Raw genomic sequence first — 12199 nt, forward strand, 5'->3', positions numbered from 1 at the left:
GACTCAGAACTCAGAACTCAGAACTGGTTTACTACTTTGCTTCAGCCATCATTTTCTCACCTTTGGCAACGGCATCTTCGATAGAACCTACCAAGTTAAATGCTGACTCCGGAAGGTGGTCATACAGACCATCCATGATCTGGTTGAAGCCTTTGATTGTTTCTTTGATATCAACCAATACACCTGCAAGACCAGTGAACTGCTCTGCTACGTGGAATGGCTGCGACAGGAAACGCTGCACACGGCGCGCTCTGTGTACTACTAATTTATCTTCATCAGAAAGTTCGTCCATACCAAGGATGGCGATGATATCCTGAAGTTCTTTGTAACGCTGCAGAATCTCCTTAACGCGCTGTGCTGTGTTGTAGTGCTCGTCGCCCAAAACGTCAGCAGACAGGATGCGTGAAGTAGAGTCCAGAGGATCCACCGCAGGGTAGATACCTAGCTCTGCAATTTTACGAGAAAGTACGGTTGTTGCATCCAAGTGAGCGAAAGTCGTCGCTGGAGCAGGGTCAGTCAAGTCATCCGCAGGTACATAAACGGCCTGAACAGATGTAATGGAACCACGCTTAGTAGACGTGATACGCTCCTGCATGGCACCCATTTCAGTTGCCAGCGTTGGCTGGTAACCTACTGCAGATGGCATACGGCCAAGAAGGGCTGATACTTCAGAACCTGCCTGCGTGAAGCGGAAGATGTTATCGATAAAGAAAAGGATATCGCGACCAGCACCAGTACCATCGCCATCACGGAAGTTTTCAGCAACCGTAAGACCGGCAAGCGCCACACGTGCACGTGCCCCAGGAGGCTCGTTCATCTGACCGAACACAAGCGTTGCCTGAGATTTCTCAAGTTCAGCCATGTCTACTTTTGTCAGGTCCCATCCACCGGCTTCCATCGAGTGCTTAAACTCTTCGCCGTAACGGATGATATCAGATTCTAAGAATTCACGAAGTAAGTCGTTTCCTTCACGGGTACGCTCTCCTACACCGGCAAACACCGACAGACCAGAATAGGCCTTTGCAATGTTGTTTACCAGCTCCATGATCAATACGGTTTTACCTACACCGGCACCACCGAACAAACCAATTTTACCACCCTTTACATAAGGCGCTAAAAGATCGATTACTTTGATACCTGTATATAAGATCTCAGATGAGGTTGCAAGTTCTTCGAAAAGAGGCGCAGCACGGTGAATTGGCAGACGCGTAGAAGAAACAGGCTGTGCGATACCATCAATAGCTTCGCCGATCACGTTGAACAGACGGCCATTAATAGAATTACCGGTTGGCATCGTGATAGGGCCACCCAGGTCATTTACTTGCGCGCCACGGGTTAGACCTTCGGTTGAGTCCATCGCAATGGTACGTACCCGATCTTCGCCCAGGTGCTGCTGTACTTCCAGTACAATGCGCTGACCGTTTTCTTTAATTACCTCAAGCGCATCGAGCAGGTTTGGTAATTTCGCGTTTTCACCCGCAAAGCTAACGTCCACAACCGGACCGATAACCTGGGTAATTCTGCCAATATTTGCCATTAGACTTTTTATATTAACTATTGTAACGGAGTTATTTCAGGGTGCAAAACTAATGTATAAATCTCTTATATCCATACTTCAGATTAAAAACTTTTAACCCGGTGCCCAATCTCCTAAACTTAACAAAAAACGGCCGTAGCAGCAAAGAACTTTTTATCTTAAGCTGCTACGGCCGTTTTTATACTTGGATCTATACTTACTACTATAATTCTATGCGTAATACCCACTGACCGGGGTCAGTAACTACAAAACGTACCTGGCGTTCATAAACTGAGTTATTCATCAGGTTTTGAGCCCTGAAACGTACATAACCATCAAAAGGCAGTTCCATATTTTCAAATCCTATGTAATTACTCAGATTTACCACTGTGCCATTAGAACCTACCATTTGCAGATCATTGGGGTTATTAATAACTCTTCCTGCCTGCTTTATTACAACTTCTACCTTGTTAGGAGATATATCGCTTCGCTTTACCATACTTGTGCGGAGCACTTCACTACTCATCACCACACGGGTTCTTTTTTTGGTCTCTTTCTTCTCTTTAGTTTTCTTACTTGCTTTTTGCGTACCTGCTGTAGTCGAGTCCTGTGCAGTTGCAGCTGGGTTGGCAGGGTAAGTCTGTGCTGCTACGGTTTGGATGCCAGCTACACCAGTCAATACAATAATGGCGAAAGTATAAAGTGTTTTCATAAAACAGTTTTAAGATTAGATATCAAATATATAACATAAAGCTGATACAACACCTACTTTCTTTATACTTGTTATAAATGTTTGAGCATCTCTATTTGCTCGTCGTTCAGCAGGATGTATCTGTTATTGAAAGGATTAGCATAAAAACGTTCGGCTATCATATATTCTCCTGTGGGCAACCGGTGGATGTTGTAGCTAAACAGGCTGTTGGAACGCTCGATCACAACTTCTGACTGATTAAGGTTAAGGGTACGGCCACAGGTTGTTGTTACCATTTCAGGATGTAAGATCATAAATCAAAAATAGGGAATATATAAAGGGTATGATATCTTACGGATAAGCTTCTATTAAGTGACAGCAGTACTTCCAAAATAGCCGTATTTTATTTTTTTAAGTATGATTTATACATTGCTGCTCTGCCTATGGACAGTTTAAAGTGGTATAACAGCCTTCTGCTCTAAAAACTTAAGTTCTGCTGTTGTCTTAAAGTATAAGTTCCTACTTTTGCCAATCCGTTTATAAAAGCCAGACAAACGTGGAAAAACAACTCACTACAGTAGAAACAGCGCAGAAGCTTGGTCTTCTGGAAGAAGAATTCGAAAAGATTAAACAGATACTGGGCCGCACGCCAAACTTTACAGAGTTAAGTATCTTTTCTGTGATGTGGTCGGAGCACTGCTCTTACAAAAACTCGATTGTCTGGTTAAAAACACTGCCAAAAGACTCGCCCCGCATGCTGGCCAAAGCCGGTGAAGAAAACGCTGGCTTAGTAGATATCGGCGACGGTTATGCCTGCAGCTTTAAAATAGAATCTCATAACCACCCATCAGCCATAGAGCCATACCAGGGCGCTGCAACCGGCGTTGGTGGTATAAACCGCGATATTTTTACGATGGGTGCCCGCCCGATTGCGCAGCTTAACTCGTTGCGTTTCGGCAACCCGCATTCCGAAAAAACGAAAGGCTTGCTGCGTGGTGTGGTAAAAGGCATCAGCCATTACGGTAATGCCTTTGGTATACCAACTGTAGGTGGTGAGTTATTCTTTGATGAGTGCTACAACATTAACCCGCTGGTAAATGCTTTCTCGGCTGGTATCGTTAAAGTAGGCGAAACGGCTTCTGCTACATCTTACGGTGTTGGCAACCCGGTATTTATTGTTGGTTCTGCCACTGGTAAGGATGGTATACACGGTGCTGCTTTTGCTTCTAAGGATATCACCGAAGATTCTGCCAAAGACCTTCCATCTGTACAGGTAGGCGATCCGTTCCAGGAAAAACTATTGATGGAAGCTACGCTGGAGATTATCCAGTCGGGTCACGTAATAGGCATGCAGGATATGGGCGCTGCCGGTATTACCTGCTCTACTTCCGAAATGAGCGCCAAAGGCGAACACGGCATGGATATCTGGCTGGATAAAGTACCTACACGCCAAAAGGACATGGTTCCGTTCGAAATCCTGCTATCCGAAAGCCAGGAGCGCATGTTGATCGTGATGAAGAAAGGTTACGAGCAAACGATTAAAGACATCTGCGATAAGTGGGACCTGTACTGCGAAGAAATTGGCGTAGTAACAGAAGGCGGAAGACTACGCTACTTTATGAACGGCGAACTCGCTGCCGATGTACCTGCCGATGACTTGGTTTTAGGTGGAGGAGCCCCGGTTTACCACAGAGAGTATAAGGAGCCTGCTTACTTCCAGGAAGCCAAGAAATTTAACATAGACCAGGTACAGGAGCCGGAAGACCTGCAAGCCGTTGCCGATTTCCTGACCACACATCCGAACATTGCCTCTAAACGCTGGGTATACCGCCAATACGATTCGATGGTAGGCACAGCCACAACTACAACCAACGCACCTGCCGATGCAGCTGTTGTAAAAGTAAAAGGCACCGATAAATCAATTGTGATTACAGTGGATTGCAACAGCCGCTACGTATATGCCGACCCGGAACAGGGAACTGCCATAGCCGTTGCCGAAGCTGCCCGTAATATTGTATGCACAGGCGGAGAGCCGATTGCTATTACCAACTGCCTGAACTTTGGCAACCCATACGTACCGGAAGTATACTGGCATTTTGTTGGTGCTATTAAAGGGATGGGCAAAGCTTGTAACGCTTTTGGCACACCGGTAACAGGCGGTAACGTGAGCTTCTACAACCAATCATCAGACGAAGGCCCGGTTTTCCCGACGCCTACCATTGGTATGCTGGGCTTACTGGAGAACAAAGAAAACCAGATGACACTTGCCTTCCAGAAGGCTGGCGATGCAATTTACCTGATCGGTGACTCGCAGAACGACATTGCTTCTTCTGAATACCTGTACTCGTACCACAATGTAAAACTTTCGCCGGCGCCATACTTTGATATGGACCAGGAGTTGAAAGTACAGGCGGCAGTGAAAGAAATCATCGAACAAAAACTGATCAGATCGGCACACGATGTGGCAGATGGCGGTTTATACATCGCTTTACTGGAGGCTGCCATGCCAAACGAACTGGGTTTTGATATCGAAACAGATAAAAATTTCAGAAAAGATGCATTTTTATTTGGGGAAAGCCAGAGCCGCGTAGTTGTTTCCGTTTCGGCTGAACAACAGGCTGCTTTCGAAAAGGCATTACAAAATAAAGGTGTGAATTTCACCAAATTAGGTACCGTAACAAGCCACGATTGCCACATAGATGGTGCGCTGTTTGGTGGCATTACAGTGGCCAAAAAACACTACGATACCGCGCTGGAGCAGATTTTAGACTAAATTTTTTAAGATTTTTTTCGGCAAATGTTTGCAGTTTAAAATCGTCTCTCTATCTTTGCATCACTGAACGACGAAGGGGCTTCCACTCTGAAGTCTAGTAGGTAACTTGTCCGATGGTGTAACTGGCAACACGTCTGATTTTGGTTCAGAAGAGTCCAGGTTCGAAACCTGGTCGGACAACTTTAAAAGGATAACATACGCTCTGTGTGTTATCCTTTTTTTGTTTTAAGCCTATCTGTAAGTAATTTAAAACCAGAAAACTCTCATACTTTCTAAAGGATTTTTGATAGCTTTGCCTCTAGTTAAACTAAACAAAAAATTCAGCACAAAGGCCCCCTATGCCACAGGTTAAAATTTTTTCTGGTTCTGCATCCCAATATTTAGCTGAGAAAATAGCTGCCGCTTACGGCACTACACTCGGCGACTTAAGTATTTCCCGTTTCAGCGATGGTGAGATTGGCGTACACTTTAACGAGTCTGTTCGTGGTGCCGAGGTGTTTATCGTTTCTTCTACTTTTCCGCCGGCTGATAACCTGATGGAGCTTATGCTGCTGGTAGATGCTGCCAAGCGTGCATCCGCCCACAAAGTGATCGTGGTAATGCCGTATTACGGATATGCCCGCCAGGACAGAAAAGACAAGCCACGTGTTTCGATCGGAGCTAAAGTGTTAGCCAATGCCATACAATCTTGTGGCGCCGACCGCCTGATGACCTGCGATCTGCATGCCGGTCAGATTCAGGGCTTTTTCGATATTCCCGTAGATCATCTGGACGGATCTGCCATATTTGTGCCTTACCTGCGCAGCCTGAACCTGGGCAGTAACCTGATCTTCGCTTCTCCGGATGTGGGAGGTGTGGTAAGAACAAGAGCTTTCGCCAAAAATTTTGGTGCCGAAATGGTGGTTTGCGATAAGCACCGTGTACGCGCCAACGAAATCGCTTCGATGCAGGTAATCGGTGATGTAGAAGGCATGGATGTTGTTTTGGTTGATGACATGGTGGATACAGCCGGAACCATTACCAAAGCAGCGGAACTTCTAAAGCAAAAAGGAGCCAGATCGGTTCGAGCCATTGCCACACACCCTGTACTTTCAGGCCCGGCCTATGAGCGTATTCAGAACTCCGTGCTGGAAGAATTGGTGGTATCAGATACTATTCCATTAAAACAGCCAAGCGATAAGATCAAAGTACTTTCTTTCTCTGATCTTTTTGCCAGAGCCATTAACAGCGTGGTAACCCACGAATCCATCAGCTCGCTGTTTATATAATACTGATTTATTTAATTGCTTAAAGGTTAAATTGTTGTTCTGCGGGATAACAATTTAACCTTTATTTTTTTGCTATACTTTGCTGAAGCTGAACAATTTCTAGTAAGCTGTGTAGTATCAGCAAAGTATTTTTTTGTTGCCCTTGCTGCGTGTTTTCACCAGCAAGCACTACAGGGTAATGTATAGTTGTCGGTGAAAACACCAACAACGGCAGAACCTTTCGTTTTTACTTATACTTTACTGATATTCTTCAACCTCAATAAAAAACAAGCAACAATTTAACAATCCACAATTAAATCCGTACCTTCGCGGCTTCATTTATATTTTAAAATTCATTTTTATGAAAACATTAGAGATTATAGGGTTTAAAAGAGCAAATCTCGGTAAAGCACAGACAAAAGAACTTCGCAATGAGTCTTTTGTACCAGGTGTATTGTACGGCGGTGCTGAGCAAGTTCACTTCTATGCACCAGCTATCCTTTTCAGAGACTTAGTTTATTCTCCGGAAGTATACGAAATCGACCTGAACATTGAAGGCACGCACTACAGAGCCATCATGCAGGATATCCAATTCCATCCGGTAAACGAAATGTTACTGCACGTTGACTTCCTGGAGCTTCAGGATGACAAAGTTGTTAAGATGGATATTCCAGTGAAATTTGTTGGTGTATCTCCTGGTGTATTACTAGGTGGTAAACTGGTTACAAAACTTCGCAAGATCAGAATCAAGGCGCTTCCGGCTAACCTGCCAGATGCAATTGAAGTTGATATTTCTGAACTTGAACTGGGCAAATCAATCAAAGTTAGCAAGATCGTTCCACAGAACTACGAGATCTTATCTAACCCACTTGCTCCGGTAGCAACTGTTACTGTTCCACGTGCCCTTAAGAGCGCACAGGTAGAGGAAGCACGCGGTAAGAAATAAGCTTCGCTTGGTATTACCAAATCAAATCCTGTTCTGCCGCTGTGCAGGACAGGATTTTTTGTTTCCGGTAAAAGGTTGAATGTCTTAATTGTTAAAAAGTTAAATTGCCACCATAGTGTTATTCTATTTAAATCAACAATTCAACTATTGAACAATTCAGCAGTTAAAGCAATAAAACAGTGGTTGGGCTTTAAGCAGTCCTCTCCTGCCACACCCGAAGATACAAGTATGAAATACCTGATTGTGGGCCTCGGCAATATCGGGCCCGAATATGCGGAAACACGCCATAACATCGGCTTTATGGTGCTGGATTACCTCGCTAAAAAACACGATGCTAAATTTGAGCTGGGCCGCCACGCATTTACAACCGAAATTAAGCACAAAGGCCGCACGTACGTACTGGTAAAACCTACCACCTACATGAACCTGAGCGGCAAAGCAGTGGGCCATTACCTGAGCAGCCTGAAACTGGAGCCCGATAGCCTCCTTGTAATTACAGATGATATTGCCTTGCCCTTTGGTAAGATCCGGATCCGGATGAAGGGCAGTGCCGGGGGGCATAACGGGTTAAAACACATCGAACAGACGCTGGGGCATAACAACTACCCGCGTTTGCGTTTTGGTGTAGGCGATAGCTTCCATGCAGGCAAGCAAGTGGATTATGTGCTAGGTAAATTCAGCGACGATGAGCAGATCGATTTACAGACGCTGATAGAGAAATCTGCGGATGCCTCGCTTGCATTTGGCACCATTGGCCTGGAGCGCACCATGAACCAGTTTAATACCAAATAAACACCACCTTCTTTATACTTTAAGGAACCTCTCCTGCCCTTCCATGAAAAAGCTATTCCTGCTTTACCGCAACGCCTTTGGCGGCCTCTCCAAACCTGCCTGGATGATGTCGCTGGTGATGCTGATAAACAGGAGTGGCGCTATGGTAACGCCTTTTTTAAGTTTGTACCTGACGGATATGCTGGGTTACTCGCTGAAAGATGCCGGTATTATCCTGAGTATTTATGGCCTTGGGTCGGTATGCGGTTCTTTTCTGGGCGGCTGGCTAACCGATAAACTGGGGCATTTTTGGGTGCAGTTTGTAAGCTTGGTGCTGGGCGGCAGTTTATACTTTATGTTGCTGAACCTGCGCCAGTTCGAGTACCTGGCTGCCGGTGTGTTTATACTTAGTCTGGTAAATGATATGCTGCGCCCGGCCAACTCGGCCTCCATCGCTTATTACGCCAAACCCGAAAACGTAACACGCGCTTTTTCCCTGAACAGGATGGCCATTAACCTGGGCTTTTCTGTGGGCCCGGCGTTAGGTGGCTTGCTGGCAGCTATCTCCTATAAATGGCTTTTTATTGCAGATGGCCTTACGTGCGTGGCGGCTGGTCTTTTCTTCTTTTTATACTTTAGAAACCAGCGCGGCTTTGCTCCCAAAACGGCCAGAGCTGCCAGTATAAAAACTGTTGCGGCTTCCTCGCCTTATAAGGATGTCTATTTCCTGATGTTTGTAGGGTTGTGCAGTTGCTTTGCGATCATCTTTTTCCAGTTGTTTGTTACGCTCCCCCTTTATTACCGTCAGGAATACGCGCTGCCTGAAAGTAATATCGGCCTGCTGATGGCTTTTAACGGCTTAATTGTTTTCTCGATGGAGATGATGATCGTTTACCTGCTCGGCGATAAAGCAAACAAATCGGTTTTAATAAGTATCGGTTTGCTTGTACTGGGTGCTTCGTTTATACTTTTAAATTTGTTTGAGCACGTCAGTATTTTGTATGTGGCGATGCTGCTGCTGAGTATATCTGAAATTCTGGCGATGCCTTTTATGGCAACTCTAACTGTAGAACGCTCCAACGAATTTAACCGCGGTAGTTATATGGGCTTGTATACCATTGCATTTTCGGCTGCGCATGTGCTGGCTCCTTTGCTGGGCACTTCCATTATTGCGGCTTACGGCTTTCCGGTACTGTGGTGGATAACTGGTATTGTCTCTTTTCTGACGGCTGTCGGACTTTACTGGGTAGTGACCAAAATAGAACAGCAACGCCACGACAAACTAGCACTGGCTAAAGTATAAATCTCCTATAAAAGTATAAACCCGCAGACTAACTAAATAGCCTGCGGGTTTATACTTTTATAGGAGATTTATACTGAGATTTAAGACACTTTCCCGCCGTTCATGATTTCCTTGTTCGGCTGCACAAAGGCTAACGAACCATCTGCATTTTCGGCCATCAGAATCATGCCCTGGCTGGTGATACCTTTAATATCGCGTGGGGCCAAATTTACCAATATACTTACCTGTTGCCCAATGATAGCCTCCGGTGCGAAAAATTCAGCAATACCACTTACTACGGTGCGCTGGTCGATGCCGGTGTCAATTTTAAGCTTGAGCAATTTTTTGGTTTTCGCTACTTTTTCTGCTTCCAGGATGGTACCGATGCGAATATCCAGCTTTGTGAAATCATCAAAGGTAATGTCTTCTTTGGCTGGTTCTGCAACGGCATTGGCTACCTGGTTGGCAACTTTGGTATCGAGTAGTTTCTGTACCTGCGCTTCCACGGCGGCATCTTCTACTTTCTCGAACATCAACTCTGGCTTTCCTATTACGTGGCCTGTTTTTAATAAATCTGTAGCACCGGCTTCGGCCCATGTTCCCAAAGCCATGTTCAGCATACTGCGTAGTTTTGTAGCAGAATCCGGCAGGAACGGCTCCATTAATATGTTCAAGCTGGCTGAGATCTGTAACGCAATGTTCATGATCGTTTTTACACGTTCCTCATCCGTTTTGATCAGTTTCCAGGGCTCAGTATCGGCTAAGTATTTGTTGCCTAAACGTGCCAGGTTCATCAGTTCGCTCAGTGCCTCCCGGAAACGGTAACGCTCGATCAGTTCGCCAATAATAGCCGGATATTTTTCTAACTGGGTTAATACTTCCTGGTCGTAATCGGTGAGCGGGCCACGGGCCGGAACAGCGCCTTCGTAATACTTCTGCGTGAGCACCACGGCTCGGTTAATGAAGTTACCAAGTATAGCCAGCAGCTCGTTGTTGTTGCGTGCCTGGTAATCTTTCCAGGTGAAGTCGTTGTCCTTTGTTTCGGGAGCGTTGGCGGCCAGCACGTAACGCAGCACATCGCCTTTGCCTTTAAAGTCTTCGAGGTATTCGTGCAGCCACACCGCCCAGTTACGCGAGGTAGAAATTTTATCGCCTTCCAGGTTCAAAAACTCGTTGGCAGGCACGTTATCCGGCAGAATATAATCGCCGTGCGCCTTCAGCATACTCGGGAAAATGATGCAATGGAACACGATGTTGTCCTTGCCAATAAAATGTACGAGCTTGGATTCTTTGTCTTTCCAGTATAATTCCCAATCCGGTGTAAGTGCTTTGGTAGCAGAAATGTAACCGATGGGTGCATCAAACCAAACATACAGTACTTTGCCTTCTGCGCCTTTTACCGGCACGGGCACGCCCCAATCCAGGTCGCGGGTTACGGCGCGTGGCTGCAAGCCCTGGTCTATCCAGCTTTTGCACTGGCCGTACACGTTCGGTTTCCAGTCCTGCTTATGGCCTTCCACGATCCACTCACGCAGCCAGGCTTCATACTCGTTAAGCGGCAGGTACCAGTGTTTGGTTTCGCGCATAACGGGTGCTGCCCCGCTTAGGGTACTTTTCGGGTTGATGAGGTCTGTTGCGTTTAGCGTGGTGCCGCAGCTTTCGCACTGGTCGCCGTAGGCGTTCTCGTTTCCGCACTTCGGGCAGGTGCCGGTTATGTAGCGATCTGCCAGAAACTGCTGGGCTTTCTCATCAAAATACTGCTGCGTGGTCTGCTCTACAAACTTGCCTTCGTTAAACAGTTTCAGGAAGAAATCAGACGCTGTTTCGTGGTGTATTTCAGAAGAAGTACGGTCATAGATATCAAAGGAAATATTGAAATCAGCGAACGAATCTTTGATTAACGTATGGTATTTATCTACGGCTTGCTGCGGGGTAATGCCTTCTTTTTTTGCTCTGATCGTGATCGGTACGCCATGCTCATCGGAGCCGCAAATAAACTTGACATCTCTTTTCTGGGAGCGCAGGTAGCGCACGTAAATATCAGCGGGCAAGTATACGCCGGCCAGGTGGCCAATGTGTACGGGGCCATTAGCGTATGGTAAAGCGGCTGTTACGGTATATCGTTTCGGGTTCGGTGTCATGGTTGGTCATAAAAAAACAAATATACGAATAGTGCGCGTAATGCACCTGCACCGCTTTACCCAAGTATAAAATACGTGATACTGTCTACTTCGGTGCGGCGGCTGCGTACATGCAGTATCACCCAATCTTTTAAATCATCATGGCAAATAAAGATACCTCTAAAGTAAAAAAAGGCGACGGCGACACGCTGGGCGAAAAAAATATTGAAAACAGAATAACGAAGAACCCGGCCCCTAAAGAAGATACCCGCGAATCGGAGACGACACCGCCCGCCAACGAAATTTATGTAAACCTGGAACCCGACGACCTGGACCTGAGCGATGAAGACATTACGGAAGTAGGCGACAACGACGAAAAATAACCGTTTTTTATACTTTAACAGCTTGCTCAAAGTATGATTTCTGTTTGCTCAATTAAAAAAGCCCTTGCTATTTAAAGTATAGCCAGGGCTTTTTTAATTATCAATGGGCCTGACACGGGTTGGAATAGGCCGGTTTACGTTATGTATAGCCGAATCTACGGGTGCGTTGGGCACGCGCTGCGGCCGTAAATCTGGTGGTGTAGTAGCCGGGTTGTTTGAGCCGGCATCTTCGATGTTGCGCTTGCGGTTAATTTCGCTTGCCTGCTCGTTCATACTTTGGCGCAGGGGTGCGGTAGTGGTGGTATTATTCTGGTAGCGTACTCTCCTGTTTTGGTCTGCTTCGCCTTCTACTACAGCCTCCTGCCCCGTCGACAGCGAGGTACACGCCGAAACCGTTAAAAACAGAAACCCGATACTATATACTGTTAGATTTTTCATCGCTTATACTTTGTTATTTCCATCTTCCTGAG

General features: G+C 45.9%; 11 protein-coding genes and 1 tRNA gene. 7 read left to right on the forward strand and 5 right to left on the reverse strand.

Annotation, left to right across the window (positions count from 1 at the left end; all coding sequences use genetic code 11):
- Positions 1–31: 31 nt before the first annotated feature.
- The 3 genes from atpD to DP923_RS00425 form a co-directional block, all read right to left on the reverse strand.
- On the reverse strand, positions 32–1537 hold the full coding sequence (atpD, locus tag DP923_RS00415; RefSeq protein WP_112303606.1) for a F0F1 ATP synthase subunit beta: 1506 nt from the start codon (positions 1535–1537) through the stop codon (positions 32–34).
- 202 nt (positions 1538–1739) lie between these two features.
- Positions 1740–2228 carry a hypothetical protein gene (locus DP923_RS00420; RefSeq protein ID WP_112303608.1) on the reverse strand — a complete coding sequence of 163 codons (489 nt, stop codon included), beginning with the start codon at positions 2226–2228 and terminating at the stop codon, positions 1740–1742.
- 71 nt (positions 2229–2299) lie between these two features.
- A complete protein-coding gene (locus DP923_RS00425) occupies positions 2300–2521 on the reverse strand; it encodes a hypothetical protein (protein ID WP_112303610.1) in 222 nt (73 codons plus the stop codon).
- Between the two features lie 242 nt (positions 2522–2763).
- On the opposite strand from DP923_RS00425, the gene purL reads away from it, so the two are divergent.
- The 6 genes from purL to DP923_RS00455 all read left to right on the forward strand — a co-directional run bounded on the left by purL (position 2764) and on the right by DP923_RS00455 (position 9247).
- Positions 2764–4980 (forward strand): phosphoribosylformylglycinamidine synthase subunit PurL, encoded by a 2217-nt coding sequence (gene purL / locus DP923_RS00430; protein ID WP_112303612.1) that lies wholly within the window; start codon positions 2764–2766, stop codon positions 4978–4980.
- A gap of 107 nt (positions 4981–5087) precedes the next feature.
- Positions 5088–5160 (forward strand) — tRNA-Gln (locus DP923_RS00435).
- Between the two features lie 158 nt (positions 5161–5318).
- Positions 5319–6248 (forward strand): ribose-phosphate pyrophosphokinase, encoded by a 930-nt coding sequence (locus tag DP923_RS00440; RefSeq protein WP_112303614.1) that lies wholly within the window; start codon positions 5319–5321, stop codon positions 6246–6248.
- A gap of 340 nt (positions 6249–6588) precedes the next feature.
- On the forward strand, positions 6589–7173 hold the full coding sequence (locus DP923_RS00445; protein WP_112303615.1) for a 50S ribosomal protein L25/general stress protein Ctc: 585 nt from the start codon (positions 6589–6591) through the stop codon (positions 7171–7173).
- 228 nt (positions 7174–7401) lie between these two features.
- The gene (gene pth / locus DP923_RS00450; protein WP_112304742.1) at positions 7402–7965 is read left to right on the forward strand and encodes an aminoacyl-tRNA hydrolase; all 564 of its coding nucleotides are present in this window, start codon (positions 7402–7404) and stop codon (positions 7963–7965) included.
- Positions 7966–8008: 43 nt separating this feature from the next.
- Positions 8009–9247 carry an MFS transporter gene (locus tag DP923_RS00455; RefSeq protein WP_112303617.1) on the forward strand — a complete coding sequence of 413 codons (1239 nt, stop codon included), beginning with the start codon at positions 8009–8011 and terminating at the stop codon, positions 9245–9247.
- Positions 9248–9327: 80 nt separating this feature from the next.
- On the opposite strand, the gene metG is transcribed toward DP923_RS00455, so the two are convergent.
- Positions 9328–11367 (reverse strand): methionine--tRNA ligase, encoded by a 2040-nt coding sequence (metG, locus tag DP923_RS00460; protein WP_112303619.1) that lies wholly within the window; start codon positions 11365–11367, stop codon positions 9328–9330.
- Between the two features lie 140 nt (positions 11368–11507).
- On the opposite strand from metG, the gene DP923_RS00465 reads away from it, so the two are divergent.
- On the forward strand, positions 11508–11729 hold the full coding sequence (locus tag DP923_RS00465; RefSeq protein WP_112303621.1) for a hypothetical protein: 222 nt from the start codon (positions 11508–11510) through the stop codon (positions 11727–11729).
- A 93-nt stretch (positions 11730–11822) separates the two neighbouring features.
- Here the strand turns inward: DP923_RS00465 and DP923_RS00470 are convergent, their stop codons facing one another.
- Positions 11823–12167: a hypothetical protein gene (locus DP923_RS00470; protein ID WP_112303623.1), complete on the reverse strand. Its 345-nt coding sequence runs from the start codon at positions 12165–12167 to the stop codon at positions 11823–11825.
- Positions 12168–12199: the final 32 nt, after the last annotated feature.

It is taken from the genome of Pontibacter arcticus, assembly GCF_003284895.1.
Classification (GTDB): Bacteria; Bacteroidota; Bacteroidia; order Cytophagales; family Hymenobacteraceae; genus Pontibacter; species Pontibacter arcticus.

Coding starts and splice junctions, on each gene's coding strand:
- pth (WP_112304742.1), top strand. CDS start 7,402: ATGAAATACCTGATTGTGGGCCTCGGCAATATCGGGCCCGAATATGCG.
- DP923_RS00425 (WP_112303610.1), bottom strand. CDS start 2,521: ATGATCTTACATCCTGAAATGGTAACAACAACCTGTGGCCGTACCCTT.
- DP923_RS00445 (WP_112303615.1), top strand. CDS start 6,589: ATGAAAACATTAGAGATTATAGGGTTTAAAAGAGCAAATCTCGGTAAA.
- DP923_RS00440 (WP_112303614.1), top strand. CDS start 5,319: ATGCCACAGGTTAAAATTTTTTCTGGTTCTGCATCCCAATATTTAGCT.
- metG (WP_112303619.1), bottom strand. CDS start 11,367: ATGACACCGAACCCGAAACGATATACCGTAACAGCCGCTTTACCATAC.
- atpD (WP_112303606.1), bottom strand. CDS start 1,537: ATGGCAAATATTGGCAGAATTACCCAGGTTATCGGTCCGGTTGTGGAC.
- DP923_RS00455 (WP_112303617.1), top strand. CDS start 8,009: ATGAAAAAGCTATTCCTGCTTTACCGCAACGCCTTTGGCGGCCTCTCC.
- DP923_RS00470 (WP_112303623.1), bottom strand. CDS start 12,167: ATGAAAAATCTAACAGTATATAGTATCGGGTTTCTGTTTTTAACGGTT.
- DP923_RS00465 (WP_112303621.1), top strand. CDS start 11,508: ATGGCAAATAAAGATACCTCTAAAGTAAAAAAAGGCGACGGCGACACG.
- DP923_RS00420 (WP_112303608.1), bottom strand. CDS start 2,228: ATGAAAACACTTTATACTTTCGCCATTATTGTATTGACTGGTGTAGCT.